Source organism: Hungatella sp. L36 (assembly GCF_014288035.1).
On the sequence record NZ_JACOPC010000004.1, the window covers coordinates 210,529 to 230,630 of the forward strand.

Annotated in this window: 17 protein-coding genes; 12 read left to right on the forward strand and 5 right to left on the reverse strand. The window is 49.2% G+C overall.

Annotation, left to right across the window (positions count from 1 at the left end; translation table 11 throughout):
• Positions 1–694 precede the first annotated feature (694 nt).
• The 11 genes from H8S80_RS12580 (at position 695) to H8S80_RS12630 (ending at position 14,060) form a co-directional block, all read left to right on the forward strand.
• On the forward strand, positions 695–1,549 hold the full coding sequence (locus H8S80_RS12580) for a hypothetical protein (protein ID WP_117631067.1): 855 nt from the start codon (positions 695–697) through the stop codon (positions 1,547–1,549).
• Between the two features lie 37 nt (positions 1,550–1,586).
• Positions 1,587–1,928, forward strand: coding sequence for a hypothetical protein (locus tag H8S80_RS12585; RefSeq protein ID WP_002601924.1), 342 nt, complete (start codon positions 1,587–1,589; stop codon positions 1,926–1,928).
• A gap of 31 nt (positions 1,929–1,959) precedes the next feature.
• Entirely contained in the window at positions 1,960–2,733 is a 774-nt protein-coding gene (locus tag H8S80_RS12590; protein ID WP_117631069.1) for a sugar phosphate isomerase/epimerase family protein, read from the forward strand.
• Positions 2,734–2,757: 24 nt separating this feature from the next.
• A complete protein-coding gene (locus tag H8S80_RS12595) occupies positions 2,758–3,153 on the forward strand; it encodes an Imm7 family immunity protein (RefSeq protein ID WP_055657801.1) in 396 nt (131 codons plus the stop codon).
• Positions 3,154–3,496: 343 nt separating this feature from the next.
• Complete coding sequence (locus tag H8S80_RS12600; RefSeq protein WP_002601922.1) at positions 3,497–4,525, forward strand: TRAP transporter substrate-binding protein; 1,029 nt, start codon at positions 3,497–3,499, stop codon at positions 4,523–4,525.
• 11 nt (positions 4,526–4,536) lie between these two features.
• Positions 4,537–5,067, forward strand: a complete 531-nt coding sequence (locus H8S80_RS12605) for a TRAP transporter small permease (protein ID WP_002601921.1) — start codon at positions 4,537–4,539, stop codon at positions 5,065–5,067.
• A 3-nt stretch (positions 5,068–5,070) separates the two neighbouring features.
• Positions 5,071–6,375, forward strand: coding sequence for a TRAP transporter large permease (locus H8S80_RS12610; protein WP_002601920.1), 1,305 nt, complete (start codon positions 5,071–5,073; stop codon positions 6,373–6,375).
• An 800-nt stretch (positions 6,376–7,175) separates the two neighbouring features.
• Positions 7,176–7,889, forward strand: coding sequence for a response regulator transcription factor (locus H8S80_RS12615; RefSeq protein WP_002601919.1), 714 nt, complete (start codon positions 7,176–7,178; stop codon positions 7,887–7,889).
• Positions 7,861–10,251 (forward strand): sensor histidine kinase, encoded by a 2,391-nt coding sequence (locus H8S80_RS12620; RefSeq protein WP_117631071.1) that lies wholly within the window; start codon positions 7,861–7,863, stop codon positions 10,249–10,251. The genes H8S80_RS12615 and H8S80_RS12620 overlap by 29 nt, the downstream gene beginning before the upstream one ends.
• A 230-nt stretch (positions 10,252–10,481) precedes the next feature.
• Positions 10,482–11,621, forward strand: a complete 1,140-nt coding sequence (nagA, locus tag H8S80_RS12625) for an N-acetylglucosamine-6-phosphate deacetylase (RefSeq protein WP_002601917.1) — start codon at positions 10,482–10,484, stop codon at positions 11,619–11,621.
• 207 nt (positions 11,622–11,828) lie between these two features.
• Positions 11,829–14,060 (forward strand): YARHG domain-containing protein, encoded by a 2,232-nt coding sequence (locus tag H8S80_RS12630; protein WP_117631073.1) that lies wholly within the window; start codon positions 11,829–11,831, stop codon positions 14,058–14,060.
• 311 nt (positions 14,061–14,371) lie between these two features.
• Here the strand turns inward: H8S80_RS12630 and phoU are convergent, their stop codons facing one another.
• The 5 genes from phoU to H8S80_RS12655 form a co-directional block, all read right to left on the reverse strand.
• A complete protein-coding gene (gene phoU / locus H8S80_RS12635; protein ID WP_002601915.1) occupies positions 14,372–15,034 on the reverse strand; it encodes a phosphate signaling complex protein PhoU in 663 nt (220 codons plus the stop codon).
• Between the two features lie 46 nt (positions 15,035–15,080).
• A complete protein-coding gene (gene pstB / locus H8S80_RS12640) occupies positions 15,081–15,845 on the reverse strand; it encodes a phosphate ABC transporter ATP-binding protein PstB (protein WP_002601914.1) in 765 nt (254 codons plus the stop codon).
• Positions 15,845–16,750 (reverse strand): phosphate ABC transporter permease PstA, encoded by a 906-nt coding sequence (gene pstA / locus H8S80_RS12645; RefSeq protein WP_117631075.1) that lies wholly within the window; start codon positions 16,748–16,750, stop codon positions 15,845–15,847. The genes pstB and pstA overlap by 1 nt, the downstream gene beginning before the upstream one ends.
• Positions 16,743–17,678: a phosphate ABC transporter permease subunit PstC gene (gene pstC / locus H8S80_RS12650; protein ID WP_002601912.1), complete on the reverse strand. Its 936-nt coding sequence runs from the start codon at positions 17,676–17,678 to the stop codon at positions 16,743–16,745. Before pstC ends, pstA begins: the two co-directional genes overlap by 8 nt.
• A gap of 95 nt (positions 17,679–17,773) precedes the next feature.
• Complete coding sequence (locus tag H8S80_RS12655) at positions 17,774–18,706, reverse strand: phosphate ABC transporter substrate-binding protein (protein ID WP_117631077.1); 933 nt, start codon at positions 18,704–18,706, stop codon at positions 17,774–17,776.
• 535 nt (positions 18,707–19,241) lie between these two features.
• Here H8S80_RS12655 and H8S80_RS12660 point away from each other — a divergent pair.
• On the forward strand, positions 19,242–19,913 hold the full coding sequence (locus tag H8S80_RS12660; RefSeq protein WP_002601910.1) for a helix-turn-helix transcriptional regulator: 672 nt from the start codon (positions 19,242–19,244) through the stop codon (positions 19,911–19,913).
• Positions 19,914–20,102 lie beyond the last annotated feature (189 nt).

The following is a 20,102-nucleotide window of genomic DNA, read 5'->3' on the forward strand; positions in this document are numbered from 1 at the left end:
TAGTGTAAAATACCAACATAACTTGTAGTAAACAGTACTTATATTAAAATAGAACTTATTTTAATTAGAACTCGTATTAATTAGAACAAGAAAGGATCAGATTATTGTATGAAGGATAAGAAAAATATCAATTTGGAGTATGTAATCCATGATAGCACCGCACATGAGGTTGCAGTTGAGATTCAGCAGAATTGTGGAAACAAATATTCTGATTCAGAAAGGTTAAAACGATATATGGAGGGCGTCCGGGACGTGGGTGAGGTGTAACTGCACGGTGCCCAGTGTTAAACGGGTAACTGGAAGCTGGGGATTGGCAGAAACTCAAATGGTAATAAGTTTGACTCAAGCCTAAGCTGACGCGTAAAGCGAAGTTGAACCTGAATTATTAAAAAGATTTATTAAGCGGATTAAATAAGCCTGGAGAAGACAGAATATTTCTCCGGGCTCTTTATTTCATGTAGTCTTACTTAGATAGAATCGAATATTACTGCCGCATAAATATGATAAAGAATCCCGAATAGGTTTCTGAACGATGTGTTGAAACCTTCTGTCATCCATGCTAAACTGGATGAAATAGGGTGGGAAATGGACCGCATAGCAGATAATGAAGCAGACAGCATAACAGACATTAAAACATGACCTGGAATCACATCGCAGAGGACTGCAGCATGGAGAGGAGGCACCGAATTTACTCATGACTTTTGGAGAAACATTTCATAAAATAAAGGGGATAGAAAAATTACTGGGGCTCAAGCCGGAGTTTTATGGCTGGAGCTGCTTGAGTAAAATTCATTCGCTGTATCTTTATGGCGATTACGATTATGAGGAGTGGTGGGAAATACAGAATCTCCGGCTGGTTATGGAGTCGCAGGATCAGGAATACCGTGTGACACTTCTTTTTCGTGATGTCACTTCCTTCTTTCTGGCACAGTCGACGGAAATCAGCGGGTTTGAGATCGAATGCAGCGAGGATCACGCCTTCGGTGACCGTCGTAATTTCTATATTTTTGACTTCGAGGAGGGCGATATCCGGTTCTGCTGTAAGGAAATAGAGGTAGAAGATGTCTTGAACAGAGAAGCAATGGAGGCAAAAGCCAAGAAAGAAGTGAAAGAGAGCGATAGACAAAGCAGCGGGATGCTGTATCAGATAGAGACCTGGCATGAAGTGAGGGAGCGATTTCGGGAGGAACTGGATGGGGCGGTCTGCCGAATGAAATTCGGAGTAGATGATATCAATGTCCCTGGAACGGCCATGATACCGGTTCCGGATTACGAAGGGTTAAGTGACGAAGAATTGTATTTACGTTTAACCGGGCTGTGCGAGCCGGCCGGGGAACTGTATGTCATCACGGATATCTGTTATAAAGACGGGTTTGGACCATTTCGTCTACAGGCGGAGAAAATGGAACAGCTTGTGAGCTGCCATCAGCGTATATTCTCGGAACTGTTTTTTGATACAGACGCCATAGTCATCAGTTTTCCAATGAAGCGTGTCTGGATGTTTCACCATTCCGGATACATCGGTTTGTTTTGTTATAAAAATGACTAAGAGAGACATCCAGATCAGAGAGGATAGGTAAAAGAGTATGGAATTATTCAGGCCTGTGGGCGCAAAGGAGTTGGAACTGATTAAACAGGCGGGCTGGAGAAGCTTTCCGCCCAGACTGCCGGAGCAGCCGATTTTCTATCCGGTGCTTAACGCCCGCTATGCGGGGGAAATCGCAGGAAGATGGAATACGAAGGATGCGAACTCGGGTTTTAAAGGGTATGTTACAAGGTTTGCGGTTGAAGATGAATACATATCCCGTTTTGAGCCGCATCAGGCTGGCGCGTCCTATCACATGGAATATTGGATACCAGCGGAGGAGCTTGCGGAGTTTAACCGTCATATTGTAGGTGAGATTGAAGTGATACAGACATTTGAATAGGGAGGCCGGTACAACGGCGGGAGGAGCGGATATGGAGTATGGTATGCCGTTTTTAATGGAGACGGACACTCTGGAGGAGTGTGCCCGGCTGTGCAGTCATTTGGGACTGGATTTCATAGAACTGAATATGAATTTTCCTCAATGTCAGCTGCCGGAACTCCAGGCAGACCGGCTGCGGCGGATCATGGATCAGGAGCATCTGTATTTTACGATTCATCTGGATGAGAATCTGAATGTCTGTGATTTTAACCCCAAAGTCCGGCAGGCGTATCTGGAGACTGCTGTAGAGACAATCGAACTGGCGAAGGCCATTGGAGCGCCTGTGATCAATATGCACCTTGCAAAGGGAATCTATCTCACGCTGCCGGGCAGAAAGGAATATCTGTTTAAGCGGTATGAAGAGGAGTATCGGAAACATATTGCGGAATTTGGAGAGATGTGCCGGGACGCAGTCGGTGACACGGCTATACACATGGCGGTTGAGAATACGGAAGGATTTATGGAACATGAGAAGCGGGCACTGGAACTTTTGTTGCAGCAGCCGTGTTTCGGACTGACACTGGATATTGGACACAGCCATGCCGCCGGAAATGTGGATATTCCCTTTTATCAGACGCATGAAGACCGGCTGATTCACATGCATGGTCACGATGCGAAGGGAAAGAACTGTCATCTGGCGTTCGGGGATGGAGAGATTGATCTGGAGGAACGGCTTTCCATGGCTGAAAAGGCGGGAGCCAGAGTGGTTCTGGAGACAAAGACGATAGAGGCGCTGACAAAGACCGTGGCATGGATTCGGAAGTGAACGGAGGCAGGAGGGGATCGTATTATGCTGGAATTGCACGGCTGGATTACATTTCGTGAAACGTATGAGGCGGTGGAAGACTGCCAGTTCGACCGGATAATGGAAGCCATTTTCAGAAAATGTGAAAGCCTGAAGTATCATCGATTGAAGCCGGGAGCCATGGACGGAGAGTGGTATCTTGAGGTGACGCTGTTTGCCAACCATCACAACCCGGAGGTGGAAGAATTGTTTGAGTTCCTTACCTATGCGGCCGCGAAGGCGCCGGGCAGTTATGGCATGTTCTATATGCATGACGATGAAGACCGAACAGGCATGGAAAATGAATTTCAGGTTTTTGTGATAGCGAGAGGAAAAATCCGCAGGGAAAAGGATCCGTTTCTATCACCATTCATACCTGCGGTGGAAGACGCCGAGGCGTGAGAAAAAACAGAGGTCAGAGAAAACACAGGTCATAGGAAAAAACGATTCAAGTTAAGTTCTTATAGCGGACCGGAATCAGCAGAGTGATTTCCGGTCCGTTTTTGGTATGCAGAAATGATTCTGACCGATATGTGGCGCGGTTTGTAAAACGCCGGAAGTTAGCCGGGCAGGTGGAAAATATTAATATCAGAACCGTTCTTATGACAAGATTTTACTTTTTAAGTTAAGGTCATGTTAAGCATTGCCGTAACGTATTTCCAAACGTTTTTTAATATGGTATGTTTCTTGCGGAACCTGCTGATGAGGCAGTTTGCCAGTGTAAAAAAACAGGAGGGATTTATCAATGAGGAAAGAGTTGAAAAAGTTACTGGCTCTTGTATGTTGCGCAGCTCTTACGTGTCTGTCGGTGACCGGATGCGCGGGAAATCAGGAAAAGAGGACGATCAGAATCGGCCACAACCAGTCTACCAATCACCCCACTCATATTGCGCTCACGGCTTTTCAGGATTACATAAGTGGCAAGCTGGGCGACAAGTATGTGGTGGAGGTTTATCCCAGCGAGCTTCTGGGATCCCAGACCGATATGGTACAGCTGACACAGACGGGAGCGATTGATTTCTGCGTGGCCAGCAATGCCATTCTGGAAACATTCAGCAAGAATTATGAGATCTTTAATCTGCCGTATCTGTTTGCAAGTCCGGAGGCATATCACCACGTGATGGATGATCCGGAAGTGACGGGACCAATCTATGAATCCACAAAAAAAGCAGGATTTACTGCGGTGACGTGGCTGGATGCGGGAACGAGAAATTTTTACACCATTGACAGACCGATTGAGAGTCCTGCGGATTTGAGGGGATTAAAAATCCGCGTGCAGCAGTCGCCTACCAACATCGAGATGATGAAACTGCTGGGCGGCTCCGCGACGCCTATGGGATTCGGAGATGTCTACACGGCGCTTCAGTCGGGAATTATCGACGGGGCGGAGAATAACGAGATGGCTTTAACGGATAACGGACACGGCGATGTTTGTAAATATTACTCCTACGATATGCACCAGATGGTGCCGGACATTCTGATCGGCAACAACGCCTTTATGGAAAGCTTGTCCGACGAAGACCGGGCAGTATTCGAGGAAGGCTTTAAGCTGGTAAATCAGGTTGAGCAGGAGGAATGGGTAAAGGCTGTGGCCAATGCCAAGGACCGCGCGCAGAACGAGCAGAATGTGAATTTCATCTATCCGGATCAGAAACCATTTGTGGAGGCGTGTCTGCCGCTTCACGACACCGTGCTGAAAAATAACCCGGCACTGCAGCCGATTTATGATGCGATCCAGATGTATAATGCAGAGTATCCTGCGGAAACGAATTAGGGGGAAACGAGATGAAGCAGTTGAGAAAACAATTGACAAAACTATTAAACGGCCTTGCGGGCATCAGTTTTCTGGCTATGGTTATCCTGACCTGCTGGCAGGTATTTACAAGATATATCCTGAAAAATCCGTCCACATGGTCGGAGGAGCTGGTCTCCTACTTATTTGCCTGGATGTCCCTGCTGGGAGCCAGTCTGATCACGAGTGAGAGGGGGCATATGAATATCCCTGTCGTGGTGGAGCGCATGCCGCAGGCGATGAAGAAGGGATTTTCTGTTTTCGCTGAGATCGTGGCGTTCGTATTTTCAGCGGTAATCCTGGTGTACGGCGGCATGCAGATCACCAGCCTTGCCATGGGGCAGATGACCTCCTCTCTGGGTGTGGCCATCGGTATCTTCTACATTGTACTCCCTTTAAGCGGAGTTCTTAACATGATTTATACTGCTATGAACATCTACGATATCGTGAAGGGAAACATTCCTGTGCTGCCGACCAGCGAGGAAGATACCCTGGTAGAAAATCTGGAAAAGGGGGAAGCATAAGCTATGGCAATCCAATCTTTAGCAATTATTATTTTCGTTCTGGCGGTATTCCTGGTTGCAGGAGTTCCGATCTCCTATGCGATCGGTATTTCCGCGCTGGCGGCGATCCTTCAGATGGTGACTCTGGATGTATCCGTGCTGACCGCAGCGCAGAGAACCTTTGTGGGTATGAGTAAATTCAGTCTGACCGCGATTCCGTTCTTTGTCCTGGCGGGCAACCTGATGAATCAGGGGGGGATTGCCAAGCGGCTGGTGGATTTTGTGCTGGCAATCCTGGGAAAACTGCCCGGAGCTCTTCTGGTGACCAACGTCGGCGCCAACGCCCTGTTCGGAGCCATCTCCGGTTCCGCATCGGCAGCGGCTGCAGCGGTTGGAAGCATGGTGCAGGAGGGCGAGGACAAACAGGGCTATGAGCGCGCGGTGTGTGCGGCTACCAACGGTGCTTCCGCGCCCTCGGGACTTTTAATCCCGCCGTCAAATGCTCTTATCACATATTCTCTGGTTTCAGGCGGAACCTCTGTGGCGGCCCTGTTCCTGGCGGGCTACATACCCGGAATTCTATGGGCGGTCTGCTGTGTCGTTGTGGCAGTTATCATTGCACGGAAAAAAGGATATAAGGGAACTCCGGGGAAATTTGACTGGAAGAACCTGGGCGCGGCTACCTTAAAAGCCATCCCGGCGCTTTCCCTGATTGTCGTGGTTATCGGAGGCATTATCGCAGGCGTATTCACCGCGACGGAAGGCTCGGCCATCGCCGTTGTCTATGCGCTGGTGCTGGGCATCTGCTACCGCAATATAACATGGAAGAGCTTCTGGAAGATTCTGGTGGACAGCGCAAAGATGAGCGGTATGATCGTATTCCTCATCGGCGTATCGAATATTCTCGGATGGGTTATGGCATTTACCCAGATTCCGCAGGCGATTTCCGCAGGACTTCTGGGCCTTACCAACAGCCCGATTATCATCCTGCTGATTATGAATGTGATCTTGCTGATCGCAGGTACCTTTATGGATGTAACTCCGGCAATCCTGATCTTTACGCCGCTGTTTCTTCCGATTGTCAAGACCTTTGGCATGCATCCGGTTCATTTCGGGCTGATCCTGGTCTACAACCTATGTATCGGAAATATTACACCGCCTGTAGGTAATACGCTGTTTGTGGCAATTAAGGTTGGAAAGACGTCACTTGCCAAGGTTATGCCTTATATGGTCATGTATTATGCCTCTATCCTGGTGGGCCTTGTGCTGGTAACGTATATTCCTGCTGTCAGCATGGCGCTTCCGACGATGGCCGGGCTGGTCAAATAACAAGATATAAAATATGGTTTTATGCAGTAAAAAACCGTCTGTCACAGTGCTGGTGTGACAGGCGGTTTCTTTTGGTCCCGTGTCCGGTTATCCGGCGGCAGTGTTAATCCTTTTTTACTGCAAGACGGTCGCGGTTTAAGAAGTAGTAAAGAAGTCCGGCGGCACTTAAGGAGATAAAAACATAGAAAGCCGGCCGGATTCCGCGTTTTTTGCAGTCACGGCAGATAAATGCAAGGATTGTGATGAGGACCGGCAGAAACGCGGAGAGAATAAAAACTGCAGATGCCGCCGCACACAGAAATACCGTGATGTCGCTAAATCCTTGAAACCGTGTATAGAGCGCAGCCAGATGGATGAGACGTTCTTAATTCCTGTATTTTTTCTGCCAGTGACATGTGGAATCCCTCCATTTCCCTTTGAAGCACTCTTTGATACTTCTGAGTGTAACAGAAATGATAAAAAAACACTACCAACTATCTGTCAACCGGCATATTTTTCCTGCGCAACCAGAGGCTGCAAGCGGTTTAAGGGGCTGCGGACATTTTTAAATAAAAGATTTAGAATTTCTTTCGTTTTACACGTCGTTCATTTTAAGATTGCCCATATATCCTAGTAATGCAGGCAGGAAGGGAAGATATATGCGTGTTTGTGGCATAATACAGAGATGCAGACAGTGTTCTTTTATGCAGTACCAATCATGATAAAACGTCAGGCGGGTCTTTTAGGAATCCGGCGTTCATGATATACTATAGTTTGAATCTGTATGAACCATAAAATATCCGAAAGCGAGGAGAGATACCATGGAAACAAATCACATTCTGCTGGTAGAAGATGATAAGGAGATTAGAGAAGGAGTCGAGATTTATTTAAAGAGCCAGGGCTATGAAGTATTCCAGGCGGCCGATGGAATCGAGGGCCTTAAGATTCTGGATCAGGAAGAAATACATCTGGCTATCGTGGATGTGATGATGCCGAGAATGGATGGCATTACCATGACTGTCAAGCTGAGAGAAAAATACGACTTTCCGGTGATTATCCTTTCCGCGAAGACGGAGGAGGTCGACAAGATCATGGGACTGAATATCGGTGCCGATGACTATATATCGAAACCATTTACTCCGATGGAGCTGCTTGCAAGAGTTAATTCCCAGCTGAGACGGTACAGAAAGTATCTGGATATGCTGGAGGCAAAGGAACAGAAGGAAAAGAGCAACATTTATATCATCGGCGGACTGGAGCTGAACGAGGATACCGTGGAAGTCACGGTGGACGAAAAGCCGGCAAAGCTGACGCCGATCGAATTTAAGATTCTCGCTCTCCTGATGAAGAATCCCGGAAGGGTCTTCTCTGCGGAAGAGATATACGAACGCGTCTGGAATGAGCGGGCGATCAACACGGACACCATCATGGTACACGTGAGAAAAATCAGGGAAAAAATTGAGATTAACCCGAAGGAACCCAAATATTTAAAGGTGGTGTGGGGAGTTGGATATAAAATTGAAAAACAGGCATAGAATCAGTGCGCTGCTGTCCTTTCTTATTGTAGTGGCGGCGGCTGTTATCATGACGGGATTGTACCCGTTTTTTGAAAAAGAGGCGGGACGCCATGAGCAGCCCGCATATGAAGATCAGGCGTTTTTACGCCATCTCGTCTTTGGCAACTACGTGCTGGATTTAGAACAGTATCAGTATGCCAACGGTGTGGTGATTTCGCCGTTCGAGCATTTCTTCCCGGAAGGAGCCTATGAGCTGAAAAACGGAAGTCTGGACGGATACGCAGAACAGACGGCTGCGGCGTCGGAAGGTGCAGGGAATCCGGGAGATGAAACGGCACCGGCACCGGAGGCGGCCAGTCAGATTCCGAAGGACGAGGCGCTGGCGGCGGGAGAGGATACCGCCTCTTTTCTGGAAGATGAGGATTATGGGTACCTCACAGACGAAGAACAAAGCTATATGGCTGAGGAGCGGCAGGAATACTTACGCAATCTCCGCCAGAACTGTATGATGGAATATGAGAGCTGGAACCGGTATTTCGGAAGCATCAGGAATGCCATCGATTTTCAGGTACTGGACGAAAACGGAAGCATTCTGATGAATTACGCAAAGGACAGGAACATCTTAACCGATGACAGCTATGTGTTCCGGGTTGTGATGCATTACGATGGGCATGGCCGCATGGATGTGATGCAGCTGGGCGGGCAGGATACCTCGTATCTGTTAAACATTCTCCAGAAGTTCGGGGAAGTCGATCCCATGGAAGAGTATTACTGGGAACAGTACAGCAGTAAACCACAGTTCAAACTGTCAAATCCGAAGAATATTACCTTTGCCTACGCCATGACGGAACAGCAGCTGGCGGAGTATTCTCTGGCCAGAAGCTCATCCTGGAGTTCCTATTATAACTCTGGAAGAGTCGCGCAGGTATTTGCAGGACTGGGAATCTTTGTGGCATTAGCCGCATTCCTGTTATCCTGCTTCGATGTGACGCGGGCAGATGACAGCAAGGTGCTGCGTGTGCCGCTGGGGATCGTCCTCGGTGTGGGTGCAGGAGGCATAGGCTTCGGCTACAGTCTGACCAGCCTGGTGGCTGTGACGAACCATGGAAGCCTGTATTCCGGTCTGATCCGTGCGAATTTCCTGCCGAAGGCAGCGGATATAATGGTGAAGCTGTGGAATGTGTTCTGGTGGTGTATCCCGTTTGCAATCATTTACTGGGCTGTTCTGTGTATGAGAGATGTGTTCCACATCGGATTCAAGCGCTACATCAGGGAAAGAACCTTATGCGGGCTGTTCTATGGCTGGTGCGCAGGACTCTGCCGCAGATTTTACAACTTCCTGGGAAGTATCAATCTGCAGGATAACTCGGACAGGACGATCTTTAAGATCGTCGGTGTGAATTTCATTATTCTGGCGGTATTATGCAGCTTGTGGTTCTTTGGAATTGGTGCGCTGATCATCTATTCGATCGTGCTGTTCCTGGTGCTGCGCAAATACTACCGGGATTTAACCCGGAAATACAGAATCCTGTTAAGGGCAACCAATCAGATCGCTGAAGGAAATTTAGATGTGACGATTTCGGAAGATCTCGGCGTGTTTGAACCGTTTAAGACGGAGATCCAGAAGATTCAGAGCGGCTTTAAAGTGGCTGTGGATGAAGAAGTTAAGAGCCAGAAGATGAAGACGGATCTGATCACCAACATGTCCCATGACTTAAAGACGCCGCTGACAGCAATTATTACTTATGTAAACCTGCTAAAGGATGACAATGCGGTACCGGAACAGAGAAAAGCCTATATTGATGTGCTGGAACAGAAGTCCATGCGTCTGAAATCCCTGATCGAGGACCTGTTTGAAATCAGCAAGGCCAACAGCAACAATGTGACGCTCAATCTGGTGGATGTGGACATCGTAAGCCTTTTAAAAGAGGTGAGTCTGGAGCTGAGCGATAAGATTGAGGAATCCACCATTGATTTCCGGTGGAATCTGCCGGACGAGAAGATCGTCCTGCCGCTGGACAGCCAGAAGACGTACCGGATTTTTGACAATCTTCTGACCAATATCATGAAATACGGCATGCCGAATACCAGAGCGTATATCGATATGAAACGGGACGACGGCGGAGTGGTCATCACTATGAAGAACGTGTCGGCCAACGAGCTTACTTTTAATCCGAAAGAGATAACGGAACGTTTCGTCCGCGGTGACCAGTCGCGCAACACGGAAGGCTCCGGCCTGGGTATGGCGATCGCCAAGAGTTTCGTGGAGCTGCAGAATGGGAAGATGGATGTAGAGGTAGAAGCGGACTTATTCCGTATTATAATCCGGTGGCCGGTGGAGCAAAATCCGGTTGAGGAAGACGACGAAGAAGAGATGTAATCATATAAGTAAGGATATAAGAAGAATGTAAGAAGACACATAAAAAGAGTCTTTGAGTACGCGGTCCGGCACCGGAAAGAATATTCCTGGTTGCTGGACCGCATTTTTTATTTCCAATTTAATTTTGAAAATTATTTTCAAAATGGTCTTGAAATAGAGATGGGAACTGGTTATACTAAGGATAGCCGGACAGATGACTGCCGGTGATAAGAAAGAGAGGGTGTATGGTCATGATAATACAAAGTAAAAAGGTCTGGATCGCAGGCCAGTTTATACCAGCTCAGCTCGAGGTCGCAGAAGGAAAGATCACTGCTGTCCGCGAATATGGCGAAAGATCCGTGGATCAGGATTATGGAACCAAAAGGATTGTTCCTGGGTTTATCGATGTGCATACCCATGGAGCTTATGGATATGATACCAATGACGGAGAGCCGGAGGGCTTACGAAACTGGATGAAACATATACCGGAGGAAGGAGTGACCTCCATTCTTCCAACCACGGTAACACAGATGCCGGATGTCCTGGAGAAGGCTGTGGCTAATGTGGCCTCGGTCGTGGAAGAAGGCTATGAGGGCACGGAGATCCTGGGAATTCATTTTGAAGGACCGTATCTCGACATGGATTATAAAGGAGCCCAGCCGCCGGAGGCGATCGCACAGGCGGCCGTTGACCAGTTCCGGAGGTATCAGGAGGCTGCGAAAGGGCTGATTAAATACATTACGCTGGCGCCGGAGCATGACGTGGATTTTGCTCTGACAAAATACTGTAAGGAGACCGGAGTCGTGGTCAGCATGGGCCATTCCTCTGCAACCTACGAGCAGGCGCTGATGGGCATAGCCAATGGCGCTACCTCCATGACGCATGTATACAACGGCATGACACCTTACCATCACAGGAAGCCGGGCCTTGTGGGAACCGCATTCCGGGTAAGAGATATCTATGGAGAGATTATCTGTGACGGCTGCCATTCCCATCTGGCTGCGCTGAACAATTACTTTACGGCAAAGGGCCGCGATTTCGTCATCATGGTGACGGATTCCCTGCGTGCAAAGCACTGCCCTCCGGGCGGAAGCTATCAGCTGGGCGGTCACGATATCGAGATCAGTGAGAGTGGACTTGCCTATTTAAAGGGCACCGATACGATCGCAGGAAGCACGCTGTACATGAACCGTGGTCTCCGCATTCTGGTTGAGGACGCGCTTCTTCCGTTTGATCAGGCCCTTAATTCCTGTACCATCAATCCGGCCAGATGTCTCGGCGTGGATGACAGGAAGGGAAAACTGGTGGCTGGTTATGACGCCGATTTCGTCGTGCTGGAAGACAATTACGATGTGGCACAGACGTACTGCAGGGGAACTGCAATGCTGTAATAGAATGAGATAAGATTATAAGAGGAGAGGCTGCGGTATTTCAGGATACCGCGGCCTCTTTTTCACTCGTCACGCGGCGAAGGAAAGGTTTACTTGTGATATTTCTTACAAATTCCAGAACATTCTGCAAAATCATGACGGTAAAATGACTTTATGGTATGATGGAGAAAAGCAGGGAAATGATAGTTTACGCGAACGAGGTGTGATATGAAGAAAAAAATTCATTTGCTGCCCGTGGCCCTGGCCTTCCTCATTGGTTTGGGAACTGTGGGCTGTGGCAATAGGCAGAAAACGGCCGGGACGGCCCCGGAGACGGTGACGTCCGGTGTCAGTGAAGAGGAAAGTACGAAACAGGAGACGGAGAGCCAGACCGCCGAAGAGGTCCCAGCCTATCCGGTAGGGAGCTGGGACGATGATTATATTCTTCCGGATGCACAGACTCATATCTATACGCAGGAGGAGCTTTCCTCCCTCACCAGGGAAGAACTCCGCATTGCCAGGAATGAGATCTACGCAAGGCACGGACGCATGTTTAAGAGTGACGATCTGAATACGTATTTTTCAGGAAAATCGTGGTATCAGCCATCTGTCGAGGCGGACGCCTTCGATGACCGTGTGCTCAATGAGTCAGAAACCGGCAATTTAACCGCGGTAAAGGAGGCCGAAGAGAACGCCCCCTCGGAGATGGTGACGTGTCCAAAGATGGGAAGAGAGGAGTTTCCGAAGATCGACGGTTCCACCGCGACGATTCCACTGTCACAGGCCATTTACCGCCTTGCGACGGGAGCGACGGAGCAGGAGGCGGAACGCTTTATCGAGCATGACAAGACGACCCAGGCGTATTTAAACCTGATCTGGGGGCAGGAAACGGATCTCGTTATCGCCTATGAGCCTGGTGAGAGCGTGAAGAAACGGCTGAAGGAAGAGGGCGACAATCTGATTATCAAACCGATTGGCCGGGATGCGCTGGTCTTTATGGCGAATCAGGGGAATTCTGTAAAATCCCTGACCGGGCGGCAGGTGATCGATATCTATTCCGGTAAAATTAAAAACTGGAAGGCGGTGGGAGGCAGCAGCCAGGCCATACGGGCGTTTCAGAGGCCTGAGAACTCCGGCAGCCAGAATCTCATGGAGAAGCTGGTGATGAAGGGTACCGCCATGGCGGAAGCGCCGCAGGACTATGTGGTTTCAGAGATGGGAGAGCTGATTGAAAAGGTTTCTGCCTACGATAACACGGGAGAAGCCCTCGGTTATTCCGTATATTACTATGCAAAAAACATGTACCAGAAGCCGGAACTGAAGTTCATGGCGGTCGACGGCGTGATGCCCTCCAGCGATACCATACGGGATGGAAGCTATCCCTATGTCAGCGATTTTTATGCAGCAGTCCGGAAAGATGAACCGAAGGACTCAAACGCATACCGTCTCTTTGAATGGCTCACGTCGGATGACGGTCAGGCGCTGATCAACACTCTGGGCTACGTGGGTATCCAGGACGTGAAGAAGCCGCTTCCCCAGGGGTTTGAAGGGGAGGGCGAGGTATTTAAGGCGGAGATTCCTCTTTCAAAGGGCGAAGCCATACTTGCAGATGGGGATTACCTTTACGGTGAAAATGGAATCGCTGTGTTCGACCGCTCCATGAATCTGATGAAATTTATCCGTCATGTGGATAATCAGGCGGTTTCCCCGTTTATGGTGTGGGACGGCCGCAGCCTGCTCACCATGCAGGATACTCTGACCAGCAATTACGGCCTCTATTCCATCGCAGAGGAACGCTGGGTCTGTGAACCGGTGTACAGCGATATCTTTATCACAAAAGATGGCTATGGGCTGGAACACGCGGTATGGGTAGAGTCGGGCGTATCGGGTGAATGGCATTATACCTACGACTACGCGGATAAAAATGGAACAATCACAGAAAAAGGCGTGCCGTCGGATGAGAAAATATGGGAAGGAGAGGGCTGTGAGGAGCTCTACTACGGTGTGAAGGAGTTCATGGAGCATAATCCGGAGATTGCGATGAAATTGGAAGTGACTTCGGACGCGGTCTCCATATTTGGCACTGAATTCCAGGAAAATATAGCCGTGATCGAGAAAGGCAGCCGCAACTATTATTATGATATGAGGGGAAAATGTCTCTTCGAGTTCGATAAGAGTAAGCTGCCCGGCGGCAGGGAGATTATGTTGTTTCCGATTATCGTGAACGATCATATGGCCTATTTATCTGTTTATGATTCGGGGGGAACATCGATCTCCAGCAATTACATATACCGGGATGGCGCTTTGGTGAAGACGCTGGAATCCGACAGCGCGTCCGGGACTGTCTCAACTATCGAGGAATGCTTCTATACCCGGACGTCCGGCAATTATCTTTACGTATACAATTATCAGGATGAACCGAGTGCGAAATTCCTTATGGGATACTATACCAGTGACTGACGGCGGACCGGGCAAGCGTTTTTTCGCCCAGTCTAGCCAGCAGGAATGATTTTAAGTACTGGTGCTTCGGCAGGAGAATGCGATAATATTTTTGATACTCCATCTGGTACAGGGTCTCCTCAAGCTTCTCCATATGTATTATGATTTAAATATGTCAGAGGAAGAGATGGTCGACTGGTTAACTGAAAACATCAGTACACCATGGAGATAATTGTGAAATTGCATCATCTGTTATGTAAAACAAATTAAAGGTGCCGCCAGTGGCTTTCAATAATTTTAAAGCCACTAGCGGCACCTTTTTCCAATCCACCCTACAGAATCCGAACGTTCTTCAAAGCGCCCGTCTTCGCAAATTCCGTCCATTCGCAGACATTAACGGCGTGATCGCCGATGCGTTCTAAGTATTTTGCGATCATCAGAAGATCGATGCACTGGTCGGCGTGCTCAGCGGACTGCTTCAGGAGATCGATTACATCGTTTTTTACCTTGGTGAACAGTTCATCCACGATATCGTCCTGCTTTTCGATGGTCTTAGCGGCGGTGATGTCCTGGGAAATAAAGGCGTCTATGGCGCTTCGCACCATCTCGCGGGCGGCCATGGCCATTCCCGGAATGTGGCGTACCACATGGTAGATGTGCTCCCCCCGGATGCGCAGGATAAGTTCCGCGATATCGGAGGCGTGGTCACCGATTCGTTCTAAGTCCGTGACTACCTTTAAAGCGCTGGATACGACCCGCAGATCGCCGGCCACCGGCTGCTGGCGGAGAATCAGGGAGAGGCAGCGGGCCTCAATGGAGCGCTCTAAATCATTGATGGTGCGGTCGCCCCGGATAATTCCCTCCGCTTTTTCGAAATCCTGGTCCTCAAATGCGATAAAACACTGTTCGATCGAAGACTCCACCATGTATCCCATCTGCTTGATGTCATCGTTTAACAGCGTCAGCTCGTGGTCATAATTGATTCTTGTCGTCATTTTAAGTAAATCCTTTCTGAATTAAGTTTACATAAGTTAAACCGGATCAGCCGAAGCGTCCGGTGATATAGTCCTCAGTTCTGGAATCCTTTGGAGAGGAGAACAGCTCCGTGGTGGGAGCGTATTCTACCACCTCGCCAACCAGGAAAAATGCGGTATAATCGGCGATACGGGTGGCCTGCTGCATGTTATGGGTCACGATCGCCACCGTGTACTTGCTCTTCAGCTCATCCATCAGATCCTCAATTTTCAGCGTGGAAATAGGATCGAGGGCGGAGGTCGGTTCGTCCATCAGAAGTACCTCCGGCTCCACGGCCAGGGCTCTGGCGATACAGAGCCGCTGCTGCTGGCCGCCGGATAAGCCGAGAGCGGATTTCTTCAAACGGTCAGACACCTCATCCCAGAGGGCCGCGCCCTTTAAACTCTTTTCCACGATATCATCCAGCTCCGATTTGTTGTGAATTCCATGGATTCTGGGACCGTAGGCCACGTTGTCGTAAATACTCATGGGAAATGGGTTCGGCTGCTGGAATACCATGCCTACCTTTTTGCGGAGAAGGGTGGTATCGACTCTCTGGTCGTAGATATTTTCGTTGTCCAGCAGAACCTCGCCTTCGATCTTCACATTGGGCACAAGGTCGTTCATACGGTTCAAAGTCTTTAAAAATGTGGACTTTCCGCAGCCGGAGGGGCCGATGAAGGCGGTAATTTTATTGGTATACAGCTCCATGGAGACATTTTTTAAGGCGTGATTGGTGCCGTAATATAAGTCCAGGCTGTCAGTTGCTATTTTTACTGTACTGGTATTCACTATTCTCTAACCTCCGTGTTGAATTTGTGGGATAAATATTTGGCAAGGCCGTTGATGGCGAGGACGATGAGGAGCAAAACCACCGCGATGCCGAAGGCCTGGTCGTACTTGGCTTTCTGCATGGAAAGGTAGAGCTGAATCGTCAGTGTACCGCCGGATTCAAAGATTTTTCCGAAAAAGTCCTTTGCCAGTAAGTAGCCGCTTCCCGCGGTGAATAGGAGGGCGGCGGATTCGCCCACGATACGGCCGATGGCCAGAATGACGCCGGTCACGATGCCGGGCATGGCGCTGGGGAGCAGAATGGTGCGGATCATATACCATTTGGTGGCGCCGATTCCCAGTGCGCCGGAGCGGTAGCTGTCGGGAACTGTCTTAAGCGCTTCCTGCGTGGTTCTGGTGATCAGCGGCAGGACCATGATGGAGAGCGTCAGGGCTCCGGTTAAGATGGAATAGCCTAAACCCAGTGTCGTACCGAAGAATACGTAGCCAAACAGGCCGAAAATGATGGAAGGGATACCGGCGAGCGTCTCCGTGGTGAATTCGATGAGGCGGACGGCACGGCCTCCCTTTGCGTATTCATTTAAGTAAATGGCGGCTCCCACACCCAGTGGGGTGGCGATGAGCAGCGTGATAACGACGATATATAAGGTATTGACGATATTTCCCAGGATTCCGAAGGTGCCCTTTATCGTGCTGGGAACGGTGCTTAGGAATTCCCAGTTGATCTGTGAGATTCCCCGGAAGAACACGTATCCCATGATACCGACCAGAATCAGGATGGATATGGATGCACTCAGATAGATCAAAAACGTGAGTATGGAGTCAGAAACCCGCGTCTGCCTGCGGCAGATGCTGTTTTTGATGACGGTATCTTTGTGAAGAGGAACTGCGATTTCGTTAGTCATGCTGTACATCTCCTTTCTTTAACAGCCTGGTCAGAGAAATATTGATGATCATAATAAAAGCGAACAGGACGAGGCCGATGGTGAAGAGCACCTGCTTGTGAAGGCCCGCCGAGTAGGACATTTCCGAAACAATCGCCGTCGTCAGGAAACGGACGGAGTTGAAGGGAAGGGGGAAATTAACCGAACTTCCCGATACGAGGCTGATCGCCATGGCTTCACCGATGGCGCGGCCGGTGCCGAGTACGATGGCAGTAATAATACCTGATTTCGCCGCAGGGAGCACGACCTGAAAGATTGTCTGAATCTTTGTGGCACCAAGGGCCAGGGAGGCGCTTCGCAGCTCTCTGGGAACAGAGCGGAGAGCGGATTCACTGATGTTGATGACTGTGGGGAGAATCATCAGGGCCAGAACCAGGACGGCGGAGATCAAATTGGCGCCTCCCGTGAACTGGTGGGTCGTGGAGCCCTCGAAAATCTTAAGTTCCAGCTTATACATGAGCGGATTCAGGATCAGAATTCCCAGAAGGCCGTAGATGACGGAGGGGATTCCGGCCAGCAGTTCCACCGCCGGGCGAACGATTCCGGCCAGCTTTGGCGGCGCCACTTCAGCGAGGAAAACGGCCGTCATAACACCGATGGGAACACCGATTAAAATGGCGAGAGCAGTTCCGGCAATGGAAGTCAGGATAACATAGAGGATACCGAAGGCGGGGACTGCGGCTTCTGGTTTCCAGACGGTGCCGAACAGGATATCGACGATTCCTACTTTAAAGAGAGCGGGGGTACCGCTGATGATCATGTAAATCGTGATGGAAGCGACCGCCAGGACTGCAAAGAAACCACAGACGGTAAAGATAATCTGCGCCGCATGTTCCACCGCGGATTTGCTGCCGCGTCCGGCAAAGATGGAGTAAGATTTCGGGTGCATAAGATGGCTCCTTTCATATATGCGGATAAAAGGAACGTAGTGTCTGATCGCCTTCTACGTCCCTTTTTATGATGTCTGATTTAGCCGTTAGGCTTTTAGTTTGTCGGGATTAAACCAACGGATTTCACTAATTCGGTGCCTTCATCGGAGTAGATGTAGTCAAATAATGCTTTTACCAGGTCGTTCTGCTCGGAGATCTCTCCTTTGGTTGCCATAACGAACGGGCGGCTTAAGAAGTAGGTGCCGGCCTTGATATTATCCGCAGTGGCCTCTGTGCCGTCCAGCTTTAAGGTCTTAACCGTGTCGTCCAGAACGTCTAAGGAAACGTATCCGATGGAGCCTGGTGTGGAAGCAACCTTTGCCATAACTGCGCCGGTGCTGTCTAACTCATTGCTGTATTTGCAGGCGTCAGCGACATCGAGGATTTCCTCAAAAGCACTTCTTGTACCGGAACCGGACTCGCGGCCGATGACTACGATCGGCTGGTCTGCGCCGCCTGCATCTTTCCAGTTGGTGATTGTACCGTTATAGATGGAGGTCAGCTGATCCTTTGTCAAGTCTTCCACAGCATTGGCCGGATCGATAACGACTGCGATGCCGTCGATGGCTACGATGTTTTCGGCGATGCCGTTGGCTTTCTCTTCGTCCTTTAAATTACGGGAAGAGTTGCCGATATCAGCGGAGCCGTTATTCACTGCTTCCACTCCGGCGCCGGAGCCGACGAATTCGGCCTGAACCGTTACGTTCGGATACTTTTCCATGAAGATTTCGCTGAGCGCGGTTGCAAATTTTTCCATGGAGGTGGAACCTACCATGCTGATGGAACCCTTTAAGTCTGCGGAAGCCGCAGGAGCCGCGGTGGTTGTCTCAGCGGAGGAAGTACCTGCTGTGGTCGCCTCAGCCTCTGACTGTGCAGTGGTTGGCGCCGCGGTTGACTCGGTTGTGTTGCTGCTGCAGCCAGCCAGGGCTCCCATTGTTAAAACTGCCATTCCGGCAAGTGCAAGTGTTTTTACCATATTCTTTTTCATAATTGACTCTCCTCTTTTTCTGATATGATTTCTTACATTTATTTTTATCTGACATCTGGAGTATACTAAGGAATTGAAGCAGAAGATATCAGGATTTAGTATAGGTTTTGTAAAAGATGTGTAAAGTCGCCGGATTAGAAGCGCTTATGAAAATGTTAAAGAGTTTTTCATACTTTTTAGAAAGGCTTTAGGCAAACAACAAATTTTGGACACATTTGCCGTGTATGATAGGTATCAGAAAGCCCGAGAGGGATTGAACATAGAAGAAGCCATGGTCATAAAGATAAGCGCGCTTGATGTGACCGGCTTCGCCAAATTATTACGAACAGTTTACATAGATGAAAATGCCGCAGGAGATGGTTATGCTGTCTGCCTGCGGCATTTTCTTTGCGCAGCAGGAAAGCAGGATTCTATCTTTACTAAGGCGGATTCGTATATATATAGAAGATACCCCTGCGAACGGTGGAATCGGTTGCGGAACAGAATTACCTCTGTTATAATGAAAAAAGAGTTTTGATTGACGGGGAAAGGAAATATGGAATTGGATATACTGGATTATTATAAAAAACTGGTTGATTTTCTGGGAGAGGTGCTGGGAGAAAACGCGGAGGTCGTCTTAAGGGACTGCCGCAAACCAAATCACGATATTATCGCGATCGCCAACGGCCATGTCAGCGGCCGGACGATCGGGGCTCCGATTACGGATTTTACGCTGTCCGTACTGGCCAATGAGGAGTGGAAGGAAAAGGATTACGTGGTGAATTATGAGGGGAAGGCGGCGCCTGACAAGAGGCTTCGCGCCTCGACGTATTTTATCAGAGAGGAAGGGAAGCTGGTCGGACAGCTCTGTATCAACATCGATATGACGCCGTATGAGCAGGCCATGGAGAGTATCCGGCAGCTGAGCGGCATGGGACTGATGGGACAGGGCCCTCATTCGGATATCGTCTGCTCCGGGCCTGTGGAGAATTTCTCTGAGGACGTGATCGGTGATATGATGAAGAAGGCCGTGATCTCCGTGGTGGGATCTTCTGAACCGAAGGTCAGGGAGCGGCTGACGCAGCAGGAGAAGATTGAGATCATCGGCGAGTTAAGCCAGGCGGGTCTGTTTCAGTTAAAGGGTGCAGTGGGCGCGGTGGCGGAGTATCTGTGCTGCTCTGAGGCGAGTGTGTACCGCTATCAGTCCAAGCTGCAAAAGAAATCTTAAGGCCGGAACTGCACAATTAAATAGGAAGATGTATGGATAGGGAGATGTATGGATTAGGAAGATCTACGCATTAGGAAGATCTATGGAAAAGAAGTCTGAATGACGAAAGTTCAGGCTTCTTTTTTTTGTTTTCCCATTGTTTTGATAAAAACAAAAATAAATTATTATTACAATAAAAAAATATTATTA

Bases quoted from the DNA above. Each gene is read 5' to 3' on its own strand.
- H8S80_RS12580 (WP_117631067.1), top strand. From the start codon at position 695: ATGACTTTTGGAGAAACATTTCATAAAATAAAGGGGATAGAAAAATTA.
- H8S80_RS12585 (WP_002601924.1), top strand. From the start codon at position 1,587: ATGGAATTATTCAGGCCTGTGGGCGCAAAGGAGTTGGAACTGATTAAA.
- H8S80_RS12590 (WP_117631069.1), top strand. From the start codon at position 1,960: ATGGAGTATGGTATGCCGTTTTTAATGGAGACGGACACTCTGGAGGAG.
- H8S80_RS12595 (WP_055657801.1), top strand. From the start codon at position 2,758: ATGCTGGAATTGCACGGCTGGATTACATTTCGTGAAACGTATGAGGCG.
- H8S80_RS12600 (WP_002601922.1), top strand. From the start codon at position 3,497: ATGAGGAAAGAGTTGAAAAAGTTACTGGCTCTTGTATGTTGCGCAGCT.
- H8S80_RS12605 (WP_002601921.1), top strand. From the start codon at position 4,537: ATGAAGCAGTTGAGAAAACAATTGACAAAACTATTAAACGGCCTTGCG.
- H8S80_RS12610 (WP_002601920.1), top strand. From the start codon at position 5,071: ATGGCAATCCAATCTTTAGCAATTATTATTTTCGTTCTGGCGGTATTC.
- H8S80_RS12615 (WP_002601919.1), top strand. From the start codon at position 7,176: ATGGAAACAAATCACATTCTGCTGGTAGAAGATGATAAGGAGATTAGA.
- nagA (WP_002601917.1), top strand. From the start codon at position 10,482: ATGATAATACAAAGTAAAAAGGTCTGGATCGCAGGCCAGTTTATACCA.
- H8S80_RS12630 (WP_117631073.1), top strand. From the start codon at position 11,829: ATGAAGAAAAAAATTCATTTGCTGCCCGTGGCCCTGGCCTTCCTCATT.
- phoU (WP_002601915.1), bottom strand. From the start codon at position 15,034: ATGACGACAAGAATCAATTATGACCACGAGCTGACGCTGTTAAACGAT.
- pstA (WP_117631075.1), bottom strand. From the start codon at position 16,750: ATGACTAACGAAATCGCAGTTCCTCTTCACAAAGATACCGTCATCAAA.
- pstC (WP_002601912.1), bottom strand. From the start codon at position 17,678: ATGCACCCGAAATCTTACTCCATCTTTGCCGGACGCGGCAGCAAATCC.
- H8S80_RS12655 (WP_117631077.1), bottom strand. From the start codon at position 18,706: ATGAAAAAGAATATGGTAAAAACACTTGCACTTGCCGGAATGGCAGTT.
- H8S80_RS12660 (WP_002601910.1), top strand. From the start codon at position 19,242: ATGGAATTGGATATACTGGATTATTATAAAAAACTGGTTGATTTTCTG.